Annotated in this window: 16 protein-coding genes and 1 other RNA gene; 10 read left to right on the forward strand and 7 right to left on the reverse strand. The window is 36.9% G+C overall.

Going from position 1 to position 17,611, the window contains the following annotated elements; genetic code table 11:
- Positions 1-168: 168 nt before the first annotated feature.
- Positions 169-636, forward strand: a complete 468-nt coding sequence (smpB, locus tag J2Z40_RS04390; protein WP_066397593.1) for an SsrA-binding protein SmpB — start codon at positions 169-171, stop codon at positions 634-636.
- Between the two features lie 412 nt (positions 637-1,048).
- Positions 1,049-1,385, forward strand: a transfer-messenger RNA (tmRNA) gene (ssrA, locus tag J2Z40_RS04395).
- 326 nt (positions 1,386-1,711) lie between these two features.
- Here the strand turns inward: ssrA and J2Z40_RS04400 are convergent.
- The 5 genes from J2Z40_RS04400 to J2Z40_RS04420 all read right to left on the reverse strand — a co-directional run bounded on the left by J2Z40_RS04400 (position 1,712) and on the right by J2Z40_RS04420 (position 7,828).
- Positions 1,712-2,119, reverse strand: coding sequence for an LAGLIDADG family homing endonuclease (locus J2Z40_RS04400; protein WP_066397591.1), 408 nt, complete (start codon positions 2,117-2,119; stop codon positions 1,712-1,714).
- Positions 2,120-2,342: 223 nt separating this feature from the next.
- Positions 2,343-2,852 (reverse strand): hypothetical protein, encoded by a 510-nt coding sequence (locus J2Z40_RS04405; protein WP_066397586.1) that lies wholly within the window; start codon positions 2,850-2,852, stop codon positions 2,343-2,345.
- A gap of 1,104 nt (positions 2,853-3,956) precedes the next feature.
- On the reverse strand, positions 3,957-5,135 hold the full coding sequence (locus J2Z40_RS04410; protein WP_083953960.1) for a Ger(x)C family spore germination protein: 1,179 nt from the start codon (positions 5,133-5,135) through the stop codon (positions 3,957-3,959).
- The gene (locus tag J2Z40_RS04415; RefSeq protein ID WP_083953959.1) at positions 5,132-6,229 is read right to left on the reverse strand and encodes a GerAB/ArcD/ProY family transporter; all 1,098 of its coding nucleotides are present in this window, start codon (positions 6,227-6,229) and stop codon (positions 5,132-5,134) included. Before J2Z40_RS04415 ends, J2Z40_RS04410 begins: the two co-directional genes overlap by 4 nt.
- 18 nt (positions 6,230-6,247) lie before the next feature.
- Complete coding sequence (locus J2Z40_RS04420; RefSeq protein WP_066397582.1) at positions 6,248-7,828, reverse strand: spore germination protein; 1,581 nt, start codon at positions 7,826-7,828, stop codon at positions 6,248-6,250.
- 302 nt (positions 7,829-8,130) lie between these two features.
- Between J2Z40_RS04420 and J2Z40_RS20140 the strand changes: the two genes are divergently transcribed.
- The 5 genes from J2Z40_RS20140 to J2Z40_RS04440 all read left to right on the forward strand — a co-directional run bounded on the left by J2Z40_RS20140 (position 8,131) and on the right by J2Z40_RS04440 (position 13,259).
- On the forward strand, positions 8,131-8,331 hold the full coding sequence (locus J2Z40_RS20140) for a sensor histidine kinase (RefSeq protein ID WP_066397580.1): 201 nt from the start codon (positions 8,131-8,133) through the stop codon (positions 8,329-8,331).
- A gap of 275 nt (positions 8,332-8,606) precedes the next feature.
- A complete protein-coding gene (locus tag J2Z40_RS04425; RefSeq protein ID WP_066397577.1) occupies positions 8,607-10,727 on the forward strand; it encodes an MMPL family transporter in 2,121 nt (706 codons plus the stop codon).
- A gap of 52 nt (positions 10,728-10,779) precedes the next feature.
- Positions 10,780-11,451, forward strand: coding sequence for a response regulator transcription factor (locus J2Z40_RS04430; protein ID WP_066397575.1), 672 nt, complete (start codon positions 10,780-10,782; stop codon positions 11,449-11,451).
- Positions 11,448-12,845 (forward strand): sensor histidine kinase, encoded by a 1,398-nt coding sequence (locus J2Z40_RS04435; protein WP_066397574.1) that lies wholly within the window; start codon positions 11,448-11,450, stop codon positions 12,843-12,845. The genes J2Z40_RS04430 and J2Z40_RS04435 overlap by 4 nt, the downstream gene beginning before the upstream one ends.
- Positions 12,846-12,848: 3 nt before the next feature.
- Positions 12,849-13,259 carry a hypothetical protein gene (locus J2Z40_RS04440; protein WP_066397572.1) on the forward strand — a complete coding sequence of 137 codons (411 nt, stop codon included), beginning with the start codon at positions 12,849-12,851 and terminating at the stop codon, positions 13,257-13,259.
- Positions 13,260-13,624: 365 nt separating this feature from the next.
- Here J2Z40_RS04440 and J2Z40_RS04445 read toward each other — a convergent pair whose 3' ends face one another.
- Both J2Z40_RS04445 and J2Z40_RS04450 read right to left on the reverse strand, forming a co-directional pair.
- Positions 13,625-14,158, reverse strand: coding sequence for a peroxiredoxin (locus tag J2Z40_RS04445; protein ID WP_066397567.1), 534 nt, complete (start codon positions 14,156-14,158; stop codon positions 13,625-13,627).
- 85 nt (positions 14,159-14,243) lie between these two features.
- Entirely contained in the window at positions 14,244-14,684 is a 441-nt protein-coding gene (locus J2Z40_RS04450; RefSeq protein ID WP_066397562.1) for an SRPBCC family protein, read from the reverse strand.
- Between the two features lie 240 nt (positions 14,685-14,924).
- Between J2Z40_RS04450 and J2Z40_RS04455 the strand changes: the two genes are divergently transcribed.
- The 3 genes from J2Z40_RS04455 to arsC are packed head-to-tail and all read left to right on the forward strand — an operon-like array spanning position 14,925 to position 17,016.
- Complete coding sequence (locus J2Z40_RS04455) at positions 14,925-15,269, forward strand: ArsR/SmtB family transcription factor (RefSeq protein WP_066397559.1); 345 nt, start codon at positions 14,925-14,927, stop codon at positions 15,267-15,269.
- A 15-nt stretch (positions 15,270-15,284) separates the two neighbouring features.
- Positions 15,285-16,583, forward strand: a complete 1,299-nt coding sequence (locus tag J2Z40_RS04460) for an arsenic transporter (protein ID WP_066397556.1) — start codon at positions 15,285-15,287, stop codon at positions 16,581-16,583.
- A gap of 13 nt (positions 16,584-16,596) precedes the next feature.
- Positions 16,597-17,016 carry an arsenate reductase (thioredoxin) gene (gene arsC, locus J2Z40_RS04465; RefSeq protein ID WP_066397554.1) on the forward strand — a complete coding sequence of 140 codons (420 nt, stop codon included), beginning with the start codon at positions 16,597-16,599 and terminating at the stop codon, positions 17,014-17,016.
- The last annotated feature ends 595 nt before the right edge of the window (positions 17,017-17,611 follow it).

Consider the following 17,611-nt stretch of genomic DNA (forward strand, 5'->3'; position numbering starts at 1 on the left):
AAGCGCCCTGCGGGAAGTGGATAGACCTGCTCCCGCAGGAATGGGCGCTCGCTCTACATTGAGCAGCAACTAAATTTTTGGTACAATATAGAAAACGTTTGTTAACTTTATTTGATCTGTCAGCCCCCAATGACCTGGCAGAAAAAGATGAAGTGAGGGGGAATTGCGATGCCAAAGGGCTTTGGAAAAACAATTGCACAAAACAAAAAAGCCTATCATGACTTTACAATAGAAGAAACATATGAAGCGGGAATTGTTCTACAAGGTACAGAGATCAAATCCATTCGCCAAGGCAAAGTGAATCTGAAGGAGTCTTATGCGAGGATTGATAAAGGTGAAGTTTTCGTAATCGGGATGCATGTCAGCCCATATGAACAAGGAAACCGTTACAATCATGATCCGCTCCGTGAAAGAAAGCTGCTTCTCCATAATAAAGAAATTAGTAAACTAATTGGAGAAACAAAGGAAATCGGTTATTCCCTTGTTCCATTAAAGCTGTATTTAAAAAATGGTTATGCAAAGATTCTGCTCGGTCTCGCAAAAGGGAAAAAGAAATACGATAAGCGTGAGGATTTGAAGAAGAAAGAAGCCAAGCGTGAAGTAGAACGAGCTTTCCGAGAAAGACAGAAAATGTAATTCCAAAAGCTTACAATTGAATTTGTCATTAGATGTGATATAATAAGACTTGTCACAGAGAGTGACACAATCTTTAGCTCAGCTACTTGAGCATTCCGGATATCGTCTGCGTGCAGGATTTTTATTTAATTCTTTGCTACGTTACAACATCATTGGAAAAAAAGCGGCAAGAAGGTCAAGGAAACGATTGAGGAAGTACCGGAACGTACGTAGTTTGTACGTGAGGATACTGACGACCATCGTTGACGCCGAGATTCGCCGCCGATTTTTCTTAGTTGTCCAGCTCCAGGCACCATCGGCTCGAGGTCATAAGCCAATCCGCCAAGAAGGTTAAAGAACAACCTTCATGCCGGCTCGTCTTATGCTTGTCGCCGATAATCGGGCGCCTTGCGCATTTCTATAATGGGGACGCTACGGATTCGACAGGGATAGTTCGAGCTTAGGTTGCGAGTCGAGGGGATCGGCCTCGTTAAAACGTCAAAGCCTATAACTGGCAAACAACAAAACAACTTCGCTTTAGCTGCTTAATAGCGCTTAGCGGTTCGTCCCTCCATTGCCCATGTGGTAGGGTAACGGACTCACTCTGAGTGGGCTACGCCGGATTCCACCGTCTGAGGAAGAAGGAAGAGAACAACCAGACTAGCTGACTGGAAGCCTGTCGATAGGCAGAAGGGTTCAGCGAAATACGAATATGTCGACTACACTCGTAGAAGCTTAAGTGCCGATGTTTCTGGACGTGGGTTCGATTAGTAATTAGTCGCCTTATGTGGCAACACATAAGTGAAAATTCGGCTTTATCGGTGAAACCTAAGTCACGTATAATACGTGGTAAGGCAATGCCGAGCGGTATGTGGAGCAATCCAACAGCCGTGTATCGACTTATAGGCTGCCACAATAGTGGGTAGTACTAGGATGCGAAATCCTGCCTTCAAAGGTAAATATACATTTCGCATAATACGCCGAAGGGCCTGGAAACTTACAGGTCTAAGATATAGTCAGTGCCATGACGAAAGCATGGAAGTGCACGTCCCACCGTCTCCACCAAATACATATTTGGTGGTTTTTTATTTGTTCGTCACAATTTGAAAAAGAAATCCTCAAATTGTAATTTTTTCTTTAACATTTCCGAACTGTATTTCCCATTTCTTGGCGTTACTTTGTCATAGTTTTCGAGTATCCATAATGCTCGCTCTCTTTTATTAGAAATTCTTAAATATGGTGTAATATGTGCTAATAATGCCATAACACTTCCTTTCGTTTTTATATTCAATGTATAGGAATTTTTGTGCTTTTCTGGTTTATAATTCTTTTTATTGATTATGGTTCCGCCAGTTAAAGTTTGGATATAATTTAAGAGTTCTAAATCTGTTGAAGAAATTGTAACACATGGTCTTCGATGCTCGCTTTTATGCATTCTTGATAAAGTAATTGATCCTTCACCGTCTATTATTCCTGCGATATATGCAGCCTCCCAATCTTTCATTTTAGTATGCCTCCTATATTTCTAGATATCTTTAAATGTGTATAAAGTCCAGATATTAAACAAACTTTTAATGGAGGAGAGATGATGACCATAATTTCAAAAAATCATAAAGGAAATTTATGATGTTCTAGAGATTATAATTACAAATTAAGTATCAATAAGAATCGCTATACCAAGTAGGATTGTATCCTCGCTGTTACAGCAATCATAAAATGAATTGTTTTTATTCGTACTGTTTTACTATAATAAATAGTAGTATTTTCTCCTCCGATAAGCCAAATTCTATGTATAAATTATTTTTCTTGTCAATATATCCAATTAGTTTCGTTCCGCCTTCTTCTCTCTCATAAAAATTATTTCCATAACTATTAATGACATCGGTCTTATTGTCTCCTGTACTGATATTTTTTGATGTTTGTATTTCTGGTTGTTTAGCAATAAAATATTTTACTAATTTATCTTTCGCGTCGAGCATAAAAACTACTTCTTCATTTTTATAAATTAAATGCTTAACTTTAGGGTTACCAACTTCTTCCGTTTTTTGTGGCAGACCAAAAACATCTATTATTTTATCCTCGGTAGCTCCGATCTTAATCCCATTTAAATTTTCATTTTCTAGGTTTGTACTTGGTGTTTGTTCATATAAATCATTGACCGTTTTAGCAGATGGATCACAGCCTATAATAAGTAACAGAAAACCAATTATGAAGAAAAGATATATCTTTTTATACATGTCCATTCACTCCTTTTTAAATTAATGCTCGGGACTATTCCGGTAGTATCAACTATCATTTCAAGAATCAGAAGTACAATCCCTGCAACTTAAAAGTGTTTTGCTAAAATAGGAGATAAATAATTAATAAACCAAAAGGGGTCACTTGGTTTTTGTCAAAAATTCAGAAACACAAGTATATAAAAAAGCCAGCATTATCTGCTAGCTTCTATAACTTTATTCCTCAATAACCTTATCGCCTAGACTCCAATCCATTGGGCACATTCCGCTGGATTGTAATGCTTGAAGGATTCGAACGATTTCTTTTGCGCGCACCTGATGGATCGGAAAGTTGCTATAATGAAGATATCAGTAACAATGGGGTAGCCATGGGAAATATATTTCATTTCTTATATCAATGTCAGTTATATTTGTTTTATTACTTCTGGCTTTCACTTATTTTCTTGATGATCGGACAAGAGTATTCTCACTTGGAATTTGTCTTATACTAATGTTGTCGTTTATATCAGTTTTACTAATAAAAATTATTGATTTACTTGATAAGAATGATCTTCATTGAAAACCTTTACCTTCTGGAAAAAAATACAAATTTATTTCATATAAGCAATCTACTTTTTAGTATATGACCTGCAAGAAGCGTGACGAACGTCCCCACGTTTTTATTAAGTCTCTAAATCGATACTTAGCTTGAATCATATTTACTTTTTGATGATATTTCAGTTTTTATTCAATAGAGTCGATTTTTCATTATCCTAAAGCACTTTATTAAACAAACAATCCTATAAAAGGTATAGTGATATGTTTCATGTTCGTTCTTTTATCTGAAGTATGCCAACATAATTAAACAAGGTAGGACTTACATGAAGTTGATGTAGGTTATTTACTCCATCATTCTCTCAAAGGGACCGAAAATGTAATCAAGAAGAGTGAGAGGTCCTGGTAAAATTTCAAGGTTAAAAAAAGACATGAAAGAAGCTATAAACAGGAGGGCAGCAAATGTGATTTTGTCAGCTTTTGGGCTATTGCTGAGATGCTTCCGCTCGAATAATACAATCAACCAAACAAACACTTGTACTACAAATACAGTAGTCCAATTCCATTGCATTATTCTATCACCTCATCTTTTGGAAGAGCTGCCGGTGGACCGATATAGCCAGGTCTCCTTATTGTCGCATTAACATTGATTTTGAATTTTACCTCTTGGAACTTCTCATCCCATCTATCCTCTACTTTCCTCCATTCCTTTGGATATTTTTGATGAAATCTCCTTGCGAAATTGACGACATCTGCCGCGTATTCCTGTTGGAGCTTCTCTACTGTACCGGTTACTCTTTCCTTTAAAGCTACTTCGTATTTTTTCTTAACTTTCATCAGGACCACTTCATTCATTAAATTTAAATGTGTTTCATTTTGAACAATATCTCCCTCAATATTTATGTTTAGATTCATAATCCAGTGACCTTCAGTAATTTCGGGTATAAATTTGACCTTTCCTAACGTCGGGGTTAACGTAATTTCTCCATCTGCATCATCAGCCTTAATAGATATTGTGCTTCTTTTTACCTTATCCTTTAACCACAGCAAACCGCGAGTTTCTTTTATGTTTAATGTTCCGACCATTCTATCTTTTTTAAAAATAGCTGTCCCATCAATAACAGGTATGGTTTCATGTGATTTTCGTGCACTCTCCTTTGATTCCAGCTTTTTTATATAGGGAATAGACACACTTTCACTTTCCCCCATTAAGCCCATATCAACATCTTTTAATGTTGTCTTCGTTCCATATTCATCCTCTGTTAATTTTCTTAGTGCTGTCCCTGAAAATCTTTCAAGGGGCGGAACTAATGTCAAAATTCCCCTAGCCTTTCCTTCACTTACGTATAGAAAGGACTTTCCCCGTGGACCCGGATGACGAGTCAAATAGTCTATTTCTTTTCGTATCCCGCCTTTAGCAAGTTCATTACCAAAAATATATATTTTACACTGGCCCCAAAACAGTCTTCTTGGTACATTCGTTTGTAACATCGAAACAGCATTTGCTAGATTATCTCCTATTCCTTCGCGAACAAAAATGGGGCCTTGGCTTAGGTCTTCTCCTGTTTCTCCGCTTGTAATTGCACGAGGAATAAATATCTGGACGGAGATTCTTATTTGCCCATCCTCCAAACGGTCTATACCTGCCGCCATAATAATGGCAAGATCCTTCATTTCTACCCGATCCATGCAACCAGTAAGAGTTGGCATAAAACAAAAGCACATGAGGAAAAGAAGGCTTTTCTTCAACTGCTTTCACTCCTTTTCAAACGTGCTAAAGCAATTAGTAGCAAGAATAGAGGGAGAATCGTCTGAACAAAAACGAAATAAAAAGGCTGAATTTTTGTCATATAATCTGCTAAAATCACGATATTAGGGATGTCCCAGTAACTAAAGAAGATCAAAAGCAGACTTAAGGGAAACACAATACTCCGATAATCGGAAAGTCTCAATAGCTGTGCAAGGCCCAAGCTGGCTACATATAAAAAAACGGACACTTTAACATAATTACCGAGAATCCAAGAAGCTGTAATGATGGCTTCAAAGTTCTCGAAAAATCCCAATACACTAATGGCACCGACGATCGAGTATACAGGATAAAATTGATTGGCAGATGAATCCGCTAATAGGGTAAGTACAAAAAAGTTAACATATAATAGAATAAGCATAACGTAAAGTGAGGCTTTCATCCCCGACTTCAAACCTGTGTTTTTGCTATTAACAAAAGGAAATAAAAATGATAAAAGAAAAAACTCACTAAACCATGCAGTATGTACAAATCCCCCCTTAATTACAGGAAGCAATCCGTTCTCAAAAATGGGGAGCATATAGGTAACATCAATATCCTTAATTAATAAAAGAAGAGATAAAGACGTAATCAGATATAGGGTTGTGCAAATAACAGCGGTTCTTGCAATTACCTCAATTCCCCCACGCACCGCTAAGGCGCTGACAAACATGATACTGATAGAAAAAAATACACCGGGAGTTTCAAACATTACATTACCAGTAATAAAATCAGTATACTGTCTGATTATTAACCCTGTATTATGAATATAAAATGAAACAAGAAAAAGACTAAATATCTTTCCGACTGCTTTTCCAAGGATTATTTCGCTATATTGGATCGGGGTTAACTTCGGATACAATTGATAGAGCTTCCAGGTAATATATACAGTGATAAAACCGATTAAAGAGCCTACTATTGGTGTCATCCACATGTCGTGCTGAGCATACTTTCCAGCGATGGATGGGATGGAAAGGATGCCCGTAGCAATAATGGTCGGAACCATCATAAATTCTATTTGAAGGCTTGATATTTGCCCCTTTTCTATCATGGTCATTTCACCGCCAATCTCACTTTATTCATCGCCATTCTTAGGGACAGGTTTTAAGTTTGTTCCTTGTCTAACGGCATTAAATTCCCCTGTTAAATGGGGACGTAAGTTCATCTTCCATAATGGGGAACGAATGAGTGTATCTTTCATCGAAGGTTTTTGTAAAGTGGATATTGGACTTAAGTAAGGAACCCCAAATGATCTTAGTGTTGATAAATGGATAATAATCATAATTAACGCAAGCATCACACCGATTAATCCTAAGAAGCCTGCAAGGAAAATGATAGGAAACCTTAACAATCGGATGGAAAGACCGATTGAATAGCGAGGCGCCATGAATGAAGCAATCCCTGTAATACTCACTACGATAATCATAGGTGCAGAAACAATCCCTGCCTGAACAGCTGCTTGTCCAATAACGAGAGCCCCAACGATACTGACAGCTGAACCAACCTGTTTTGGAAGACGTATTCCAGCCTCCCGCAAGGCTTCAAAGGCAATTTCCATCATGATCGCCTCTACAATGGCAGGGAATGGGACACCTTCTCTGGAGGAAGCGATACTTAGCAGGAGGTCTGTTGGAACCATTTCCTGATGAAATGTTGTAATGGCAACATATATAGAAGGAAGGAATAAGGATATTACTACAAAAAGAAAACGAAGAGACCGGATGAAGGTTCCAATCCAAAACCGCTCATAATAGTCCTCTTGGGATTGAAAAAGACTAAAAAAACTCACGGGAGCAATCAAGGAAAAGGGTGTCCCTTCAATGATTAAAATCGCTCTTCCCTCCAGTAAATTAGCACTAGCCACATCTGGACGCTCTGTATATAATAACTGCGGAAATGGGGAATAAGGACTATCCTCTATGAATTGTTCAATGTACCCACTTTCTAATACACCATCAATATGAATGCGATTAAGACGGTTTTCGATTTCCTCAATTAGAGTTCTATCTATTAACCCCTCTATATATGCGATCATAACCTTGGTTTTCGTATATTTGCCGACATGAACAGCTTTCATTTTCAATGCTGGGTCTTTTATAATCCGCCTTAATAAAGATGTATTCACACCCAAAGATTCAGTAAAACCTTCTCTCGGTCCTCTAATGGAGGTTTCAGCTTGGGGCTCCTCGATTGAGCGCTTTTCAAATTTCACTAAGCCTAGAGATAAAGCCTCTTCAAACCCATCTAAAAGCAAAACTGGGTTTCCAGCTGAAATGGCATTGACACATTCAGAGAACGTAGATATTGTTTCTATATTTGAAATTGGCAATCGATTTTTTATAGAAATAAGAAAATCTATTTCCTTGAACTCGTTTTTTAATAATGTATCAAGCACTTGTTCGTCAAGCTTATGAGTATCACTTAAACCTTCTATATAAATGATGGTGGCATCGATTTTCCCAACAACAAAAGAACGAAATATCACATCCGAACTATCTTGATATAAAGAGGAAAATAAATGAATATTTTCTGTAAGCTTTTTTGATAAAGGGATTTCCTGTGAAGATGTCTGTTGTTGTGCTTTTTGCTTTTTAGGTTTCTTCTTTAAAGGAAGACGTCTAATTCGAATCACTTCAAATTCCTCCCTTTGCCTCATGTATATAGTTAACTTTCCTTATATTTAATAAAATATTCAAAATGCAAATGACATAAAAGCATGTGAGGCAAAGAAAGGAACTTCAAAAGGAGGGGAATAAATTAAAGAGAATAAAAGAAGACTAGGATAATTATCCTAGTTTTTATGATTATGTGTTCCTATCGAGCTGTTAATTGGGGGCGCGTAGCATAGAAATTTACCTAATATGCTTGAATTTCACATTGTTATTAGCCTTTTTTATTCTATAATTTAAACTTATTTACTAATTCTCTTAAATCTTCTGCATTTTCATAGATATTAATATGGTGGAAGGGATCATAATAATTCAAGATAACGGAGTTGGGTTTGAGCCTGAGTTTGTTAAGGGAAATCAGATGAAGGGAATCGGCCTTTTCAGTATAAGAGAAAGAGCTGAGGGATTAGGGGGCGAAGCCATCATTGAAACAAACTTAAATCAAGGAACCTTAATACATGTTAGAATCCCACAAAAAGATAGCTTTTAAAAGCCTAGTTTTGTCACTGACTTTCACTAGGCTTTTTGTATGTCCTTGCTTATAACAGAAGGATACTTGGATCGTATGGAAGTGTATCATGCCTCCAAACCACGATATATTATATGCATATTGAATTAGGTTAAATAAGGGAATCAGTGAATCCTCTAGGAATACTTATGCTAACAAAAAAACAGTTTTTCAACAAATGTAACTAAAAGTTGATATTAAATTTATATTCAATTAGTAACATAATAATCGAAAACATTTAAAGGGAGGTTTACATTTTGAGAAAACTGTTATACCCAATTACAGATTGGGTTTCAACTAAACGTGGAATGTGGATAACGATCATCGCTTGGCTCGTCCTTATGGTCGGATTAAGTGCAGGACCAAGGCTTGGTGATTATAAAGTAACTAATTTCCAGTCGCTTCCTAATGAAGCCCAATCTATAATTGCTGAGAAAAAGACAGAGGAGTTATTTCCAAACGAGCAAGGAACACCGGGAATTCTTGTTTTTCACAATGATAAAGGAGACATCAATACCGATGAGGTCATTCAAATACTAGAAGGAATAGTAGCAGAAGATATTAAAGGAATTGAGACGATCGTTGATATCAGAGTCCTTCCACCTCAAGCATTAACTGGCTTTATTTCTGAAGATGCTTCAACGATGATTGTTCCGATGGAATTGGAACAGGACCTTGGCAATGACCAATATTCTGATATCAATGATAAGGTATCAGAAATTGGGAATAATCTTGCAGATGAGTTTGAAAATATGACTTTTTATATTACTGGCCCTGCTGGGATTGCTGGGGATACACTTAAGCTGTTTGAACAAGCAGACTTTGTTCTATTACTTGCAACTATTGCGATTATCTTAGTTTTACTAATTGTCATTTACCGTTCACCGTTGCTTGCATTTATCCCTCTATTTGCTACGGTTATTGTCTATCAGATTGTAAATCAAAGTATTGCTTTACTAGGAGCGGGCGGGTTAGAAATCAATAACTCTACAACCTCAATTATGAGCATTTTGCTATTTGCTGCGGTGATTGATTATTCACTATTTGTATTCTCCCGATACCGTGAGGAACTCAACAAGTTTGAAAGCAAATATGAAGCAATGAAAATGGCAATGCGTGCAACTGGGGAACCAGTATTTTTTGCTGGGGGTACTGTGTTAGCAGCGATGCTAATCTTATTCTTTGCTAATTTCCGTGATTATCAAAACTTTGCTCCAATTTTTGGGCTTGCCATATTCTTTATTATGTTAGCATCGATCACGTTGGTGCCAGCTTTATTTACGCTGTTTGGTCGTAAAGCATTTTGGCCGAGAGTTCCAAAGTACGGCCAAGAAAATGAAGTAAAACATGGCATCTGGGGGCCGATTGCTAAGTTTGTGGTGAACAAGCCTGGTGTTTCTGGTGGAATTGTTGGTATTTTCCTTCTCGTAACTGCTTTTAATGTGTTTAATCTTGATTTTGAGTTTGATACTGTCAAAAAGTTTCCTGAGGATTTACCTTCTCGAGTGGGTTATGAAATAGTAGAAGAAAGATATGATAAAGGGGAACTAGCACCTGCAACACTGTTAATCGAAAGTGATGAAGCTCTAGGACAAGAACATATAACTACTATTATAGATAAATTAAAGGAATATGATGAAATTGCTTCAGTCCGACTGACTGCACAAACTGAAGACGCAAGGGATTTTAAACTAAGTGTTGTGTTAGCAACGAATCCATATTCTACAGAATCTATGAGTATTATTGAAGAGTTACGTAAAGATACACCAAATCTGTTAAAAAATCTTTCAATTTCTGGAGAAGCACATTATAGTGGAGTAACTGCAAAGCTTGTAGATGAACGAGATATTAATACGAGAGATATCTTTACAATTGTGATATTAGAAACATTCTTAATACTAATTCTTTTATTTGCTCTAACGCGTTCAATGAAAATGCCAATTTATATGATGGCGACAATCCTACTTTCCTATGTATCTGCTTTAGGTCTTGGTATTTTCCTTGTTGATCTCTTATTTGGTTATGACGCATTAAGTACTCGAGTACCTGTATATGCATTCATCTTCCTTGTGGCATTAGGGATCGATTATAACATCATCCTTGCCTCAAGATTTATAGAAGAGAGAAAGACTCATCGAGTGAAAGATGCTCTTGAAATCGCAATTCGTAATACTGGGGGTGTCATATCATCTGCGGGTATCATTCTAGCTGCAACCTTTGCGGCATTGACAACGATGCCAATTGCTGATCTTTTCGTATTTGGATTCATAGTCGCTATTGGAATCTTAATTGATACATTTTTAGTTCGTGGAATGCTGCTTCCAGCTTTGATACTATTATTTGAAAAAGATAAGCAAACCTCGCATAATAGTCAATAAAAAAGAATACAAAGGGCTCCCTTTGTATTCTCCCTTTTAGGAGGTTTAGGATATGAACATTCTCGTTGTCGACGATGACATCTATATACAACAGCTTGTATCAATACATTTAAGCCGAGAAGGTTATAAAGTATATAGAGCTAATCATGCCAGGGAAGCATTAGCCTTTTTAGAAGAAAAAACAGTTGATTTGGCGATTGTCGATGTTATGATGCCTGAGATGAATGGATTTGAATTAACAAAGATATTGTCGGACGACTTTGATCTTCCCGTCATTCTTCTGACTGCCAAAGGACAGATTAGTGACAAGGAACAAGGCTTTTTGTCTGGTTCTGAGGACTATATCGTCAAGCCTTTTGAGGTGAAAGAGCTCTTGTTTCGTGTTGCAGTTATTTTGCGTCGGGTGGAACGTGCTCTGGAAACTGTCATTAAAGTAGGGAACCTCATGATCGATCGCAAGAACTTTGAATTAATTATTAATCAAGAAACCATCCTTCTCCCCTTAAAGGAATTTGAACTATTAAGCCTATTAGCTTCACGTGTGAATAAGATTACTCCTAGAACTATACTAATTGAACAAGTTTGGGGCGTTGATTATGAAGGGGGAGAACAAACCTTAAATACTCATATGAATCGTATCCGATATCGTTTGAAAAAATATGGGGCATCGGTGGAAATTCAGACAGTTCGAGGAATGGGCTACAAGCTAGAGGTAATTGAATGAAGACTTTATATCGAAAATTTATTGTTGCAACGCTATTGATTTTAATAATTAGTATTACTATTGGTATAATTTTAGCCAATTTTTTCTACATGACCTCAACAAAACAGAAGATTGATCGACAAAATGTAGAGATTGCACATAACATTGCATTAAATCTTGAGAATATGCATTCTGGTAGCTCCTCCTTTGAGCCTTTCTTGGAATCGATTGGGGATCTTGGGTATCAGATTTATGTTGTCAACGAATCTGGAAAAGAAGCTTATTTTGGCCAGCCTTTTACTAAAACAGATCTTCCTGAAGAAGCCATTAGGGTTATTAAAGATAAGGAAATCTATCATGGAATGAGTCATTTTTCGCATAAGTTTTTGATGATGGGACATTTCTCAAATGATATAAAAAATACGGTAGGCGTACCATTCGATATGAACGGGCAACAACATGGATTGTTCTTACGTCCAAATAATAAGCTGCTTTTTTCAGATATTCATATGATACTGGCATGGTTCTTTGTAGCAATTGTGATTGTTAGTATTAGTGGAGTAATCCTATTGGCAAAGCATCTTATTCAGCCGATTACAAAGTTAACAGAAGCAACCCAAGAGTTTACACGTGAGAATTTTTATTACCCATTAAAGATCAATCGTAACGATGAGATTGGGCAATTAGTGGAGAGTTTTAATACAATGCAGAAGCAGTTACAGCATAATGACGAAGCCCGTAAATCATTTATCAGTAATGTGTCTCATGACTTTCAATCTCCACTTATGAATATTCAGGGGTATGCAGAACTTCTGATGTCACAAAAAGTTACTGAGCGTGAAAACAGAGAATACTTACAAATTATTGATCTTGAATCAAAGCGGCTCTCAAATCTTACGAAGCAGCTATTGCTTCTGACATCTCTTGATCAGAAATCCTATCCGATGAGGGTTTCAGAAGTGCAATTGGATGAACAGATTAAACAAACGATTCGAAGGTATCAATGGCGATTAGAGGAGAAGGAGATTGAAGTTTCTTATAAACTACTATCTATTCGGATGAAGGTTGATGCAGAGCTTATGAGCAACGTATGGGATAACTTGTTAACAAATTCAATAAAGTATAATGCTCATGGTGGTAGTATTTGGATTGGCTTATCCATGAATGAATCCTTCCTAACGATCATTTTTAAAGATACAGGAATCGGTATGTCCGAAAAGGCTGTATCACAAATTTTTGAGCGTTTTTACCGTGTTGATTCATCAAGAAAAAGGGATGGAACAGGACTTGGTTTATCTATTGTTAAACAAATTATTGACCTTCATGGAGGGGAAATCAAGGTTGATAGCATGGTTGGTGAAGGGACAACATTCACAATCATACTCCCAAAAATAAATAAAAAATTGGAGGAATAGATCATGGAAAAAACTTGGAGTATACGATTAATTCGATTTTCAGCTATATTTGGTATAATCGGCACGTTTCTGGGTTCTCAAATGTCTGGAAATATGGATTATTCGTTGAGACCGATTCATGCCCATATCCTACTAGTAGGATGGCTTTCAGTATTTGCGTGGGGAATTTTTTATAAGGTGTATACGATAAAATATAAAAAACTTGTTTCGATTCACAGTATTCTAGGAATGGTAGGTGCTGTTGGATTAACCGTTGGTATGTGGATGTACAATTTAAATCCATTAAATCTGAATGAAACCTTTGTAATGGTGTTATTTATCGTGGGGGGAACTTTACTGCTACTTGCCTTTTTATTATTCGTTCCAATCACTTTTTTCATTGATAAACAGAAAGAAAGCACGACTAATTCTTAATAACAAAGAAGCGTGGGGACAAACCTCACGCTTCTTTGATGATCTTTTATTTTTATCTAAATAATATTTTTTAGAGAAAATATTTTGTGTAAATAGAAATTTCAATAGAAAAAGGAAGACCTTATTTTGGTAGAATTAAGTCACCGCAACCAATCCAAGAAAAAGATCTTCCCTATGATGGAAAGCTTATGATTGAAGTCATATTGAAAAAGTTATATTCAAATTGTAATATCATTCAGTTAAGCCGTAGAGCATTAAGAATTATTAAGGGAATTATTACTTTTGCCCTAGGACTCAAATTGTTGGCATAAATCTGATTTTGCTTTTATATAAAAAGCCAGCATTATCTGCTAGCTTCTAAAGCTTTATTCCTCTATAACCTTATCTCCCAGACTCCAATCCATCGGACACATCCCACCGGATTGTAATGCTTGAAGGATTCGAACGGTTTCTTTTGCGCTTCTTCCAACATTTGTATTTGTCATTGAGGCGTAATCGATGACTCCATCAGGATTTATTATGTATATCGCACGATAAGCGGCACCGGATGGATCGAGTACATCATATGCGCCGGACATCTCTTTATTAAAATCAGATGCAAGAGTGAGCTCAATGTCTCCGATCGCGTTTGGATGATCGGCCTTTAGCCATGCGCGGTGAGTGTATATGCTATCTGTACTTATTGCTAGAACCTCCGTGTTTAACTTGCTGAATTCAGGCAGGTAATTATTCATCACTTTAATTTCCGTTGGGCAAACGATCGAAAAGTCATAAGGATAAAAGAATAGAATGAGCCATTTTCCTTTGTAATCATCAAGTGTTGCAGCGATAGGCAAGCTTGATAATGTAGAAACGGTATCGACTTTAAAGTCAGGTGCTTTTACTCCAATATTTAGCATGTAAGTGTAGTCCTTTCAAAGTTGTATGATTGATTTGTCATTATACTCACTAGATCAAGCGTTTTATTGATCGTTAAAATGAAAACTAGGAGTATACGGCAATTTTACGTGCAATCGATTCTGTTAAACGAGTAGCTACTTTTGGAACCGCCCATTTAATTATAGGTGTTAATACCGCACCCGATAATCCACCTGCATGAACGTTTACTGTACAAGTCATCGTTGTTTTTCCGTTAACTTCTTCAGCAGTAAAGTGACCGCTCCCTGTAAAATTATCAGATAAGCCTTTTAGCTCAAATGTAATCGTTGAAGGTTCATTCCATTCCGTAATATCGACTTGTGCTCGAATTGTTTTTCTGATCCCTTTTACATTGCCTTCAAATGTCCAAATCGATTGCTTGTCATTTATAATTTCATGTTCCTTATAGGCTGGTACTGTTGTTGCCCATTTCTCAAGATCACTCACATAGTCCCAAACTGCTTGTACATCTACTGGAATTTCTACTGTATGCGTTCCTGTTGCCATTCTGATTCCCACTTTCACTATGTTTGTATTGTATCTTTCTACAAAATCATTATTGCATATAAAATATAAACTTACATCACTAATTATACCAATCTTCTATAATCTGTCCCAGAACAACATACGGAATTAAGTTCACGCAAATGAAATGAGAGAAAGAGTGATAGAAAAACAGTTGCAATAAACATATAAGCAGATTATTATATAAGTGGATTGTTATATGTATAGCAGGAGGTGTCTTTTATGCAAAAATCACTTATGGATCTGACGAATGCTTCCATGATCTTGAAATTATTAGGGGATAAAACTCGTCTAACAATGGTTAAAATTTTGGAGTCTCATGATTGTTGCGTTTGCGAGTTTGTTGAGATCTTTAAAACGAGTCAGCCGGCAATTAGTCAGCATTTACGAAAGTTAAAAGATTTAGGAATCGTGAAAGAAGCGAGAAGGGGCCAATGGATTATTTATTCATTAAATAAAGAAAGCGAGTATTATCCAATGGTTAAAGAAATTCTTCAACATCTTCCGAATCAGGATTTTAAATTACAAGCATTAGAAGAACAAGGTTTACGTATTTCGTGTGAGTAACAGGGGGAAAACAATTTGACATCCGTTATTTTAGCATCAGTGATATTTTTGATCACACTTATTTTAGTCATTTGGCAGCCTAAAGGGTTATCCATTGGCTGGTCTGCATGCGGGGGAGCGATCCTCGCTTTAGTTATTGGTGTAGTTGATTTTAAAGATGTAATCGATGTGACGTCGATTGTATGGAATGCCACATTAGCTTTTATTGCGATTATTATTATTTCGTTAATCCTTGATGAAATCGGGTTCTTTGAATGGGCAGCGCTGCATATGGCGAAAGCGGCTCGAGGAAATGGCGTGCGAATGTTTATCTATGTTTCAGTCCTTGGTGCATTGGTGGCTGCCTTTTTTGCGAATGATGGAGCTGCACTGATCTTGACGCCGATCGTATTAGCGATGGTTCGAAATCTAAACTTTAATGAAAAAATGGTGTTTCCGTTTATTATTGCCAGTGGATTTATTGCGGATACGACTTCACTGCCGCTAGTAGTGAGTAACTTAGTCAATATTGTATCAGCAGATTTCTTTGGAATTGGTTTTGCGGAGTTTGCTTCGAGAATGATCATTCCTAATTTCTTTTCATTAGCAGCAAGTATTTTGGTTCTTTATCTATTTTTTCGTAAAAGCATCCCAAAAAATTATGAGATGTCTCAATTGAAAAAGCCAGTGGAAGCCATTCGGGATCCAAAAATGTTTCGCTTATCTTGGCTTGTGTTAGGGTTTTTACTTATTGGCTATTTCGCTAGCGAATTTATAGGTATTCCAGTATCTATTATTGCTAGCATTGTTGCGATCTTTTTCCTCTTCATGGCAAGGAGAAGCCATGCCGTAAATACGCGGACGGTGATCAAAGGTGCACCTTGGGCGATCGTCTTTTTCTCCATTGGTATGTATGTTGTTGTGTATGGCTTAAGAAATGTAGGGCTGACGAATCTGTTAACCGATCTTATTCAAGTAGCGGCAGATCAAGGGTTATTTGTTGCGACAGTTGGAATGGGATTCATCGCGGCGATTCTTTCTTCCGTTATGAACAATATGCCAACTGTTATGATTGATGCGCTGGCAATTGCGGATACAAACACTACAGGTGTTATTCGTGAAGCGCTTATTTATGCAAATGTAATTGGTTCGGATCTTGGTCCTAAGATTACCCCAATTGGTTCACTTGCTACTTTATTATGGCTGCATGTTTTATCCCAAAAAGGGGTGAAGATTTCATGGGGAACGTATTTTAAAACAGGGATCATTCTAACGATTCCAACGCTGTTTATTACATTAGTCGGCCTTTACATTTGGTTGTTAATTATTCATTAAGGAGAAGTCATTTATGTCAAAAAAAACAATTTACTTTTTATGTACAGGAAATTCTTGCAGAAGCCAAATGGCAGAAGGCTGGGCGAAGCATTATTTAGGTGAGGATTGGCATGTTTACAGTGCTGGGATTGAAGCACATGGCTTGAATCTGAATGCTGTAAAGACAATGAAGGAAGCGGATATAGATATTTCTGATCAAACATCTGATATCATCGATCCTGAAATATTCAATCATGCGGATTTAGTTGTTACATTATGTGGCGATGCGGCAGATAAATGCCCGGCGACGCCACCACATGTGAAGCGAGAGCACTGGGGATTTGATGACCCAGCAAAGGCAGCCGGCACAGAAGAGGAAAATTGGGCATTTTTCCAGCGGGTGCGTGATGAAATTGGTGACCGCATCAAAGCATTTGCGGAAACAGGTGAATAAACGTTTGTGCTCAATTTACTTTTGAGATACAAAGCAGGGGCTATCAAAGGCTTAAATTCATAAATAAAATGCTCATGCAAAACTGTGCATACAAGTAAGCAAAAAACCCTAACTTTTGAGGAGTTATCCGAAGTTAGGGCTTTTTCTATTGCATTCATATGTGGACATTGGATCCGTTATTTTGATTAAATAACCTTCATTTAAGGACGGAACGGACACTGAGTACGTTATTTACGAAAATACACAAGGAATCACTGCTTTTTATCTAAATAGCGGAACCTATGTCCGCAAACATATAGAACTAGCCCATAATGTAACAAATAAGGGAACTGGTGTCCCACAAGCCCAAATCAAATTGATTTGGGCTTACTCTATTTCTTAGAGCCAACAGCAGCGAGTGTTTGAATGAAGCTTCTCCTGCTGTAAAAATCCATATTCAACATAGTAAGGCAAGTATTAAACAAGTTTTTCCCATACAAATAGTTTTTAATTGACAATATATAAGTACAAAGATTAAAATAGTAAATACTTCAATTAATGTACTCTAATTAAAGTACATTAATTGAAGTATAGAATCTAATTCAACATAAGGAAG

The organism is Cytobacillus eiseniae (assembly GCF_017874625.1).
Taxonomy (GTDB): Bacteria; Bacillota; Bacilli; order Bacillales; family Cytobacillaceae; genus Cytobacillus; species Cytobacillus eiseniae.

Bases quoted from the DNA above. Each gene is read 5' to 3' on its own strand.
- J2Z40_RS04450 (WP_066397562.1), bottom strand. From the start codon at position 14,684: ATGGCAACAGGAACGCATACAGTAGAAATTCCAGTAGATGTACAAGCA.
- J2Z40_RS04440 (WP_066397572.1), top strand. From the start codon at position 12,849: ATGGAAAAAACTTGGAGTATACGATTAATTCGATTTTCAGCTATATTT.
- J2Z40_RS20140 (WP_066397580.1), top strand. From the start codon at position 8,131: ATGGTGGAAGGGATCATAATAATTCAAGATAACGGAGTTGGGTTTGAG.
- J2Z40_RS04405 (WP_066397586.1), bottom strand. From the start codon at position 2,852: ATGTATAAAAAGATATATCTTTTCTTCATAATTGGTTTTCTGTTACTT.
- J2Z40_RS04415 (WP_083953959.1), bottom strand. From the start codon at position 6,229: ATGACCATGATAGAAAAGGGGCAAATATCAAGCCTTCAAATAGAATTT.
- J2Z40_RS04455 (WP_066397559.1), top strand. From the start codon at position 14,925: ATGCAAAAATCACTTATGGATCTGACGAATGCTTCCATGATCTTGAAA.
- J2Z40_RS04435 (WP_066397574.1), top strand. From the start codon at position 11,448: ATGAAGACTTTATATCGAAAATTTATTGTTGCAACGCTATTGATTTTA.
- arsC (WP_066397554.1), top strand. From the start codon at position 16,597: ATGTCAAAAAAAACAATTTACTTTTTATGTACAGGAAATTCTTGCAGA.
- J2Z40_RS04420 (WP_066397582.1), bottom strand. From the start codon at position 7,828: ATGAGGCAAAGGGAGGAATTTGAAGTGATTCGAATTAGACGTCTTCCT.
- J2Z40_RS04445 (WP_066397567.1), bottom strand. From the start codon at position 14,158: ATGCTAAATATTGGAGTAAAAGCACCTGACTTTAAAGTCGATACCGTT.
- J2Z40_RS04430 (WP_066397575.1), top strand. From the start codon at position 10,780: ATGAACATTCTCGTTGTCGACGATGACATCTATATACAACAGCTTGTA.
- smpB (WP_066397593.1), top strand. From the start codon at position 169: ATGCCAAAGGGCTTTGGAAAAACAATTGCACAAAACAAAAAAGCCTAT.
- J2Z40_RS04400 (WP_066397591.1), bottom strand. From the start codon at position 2,119: ATGAAAGATTGGGAGGCTGCATATATCGCAGGAATAATAGACGGTGAA.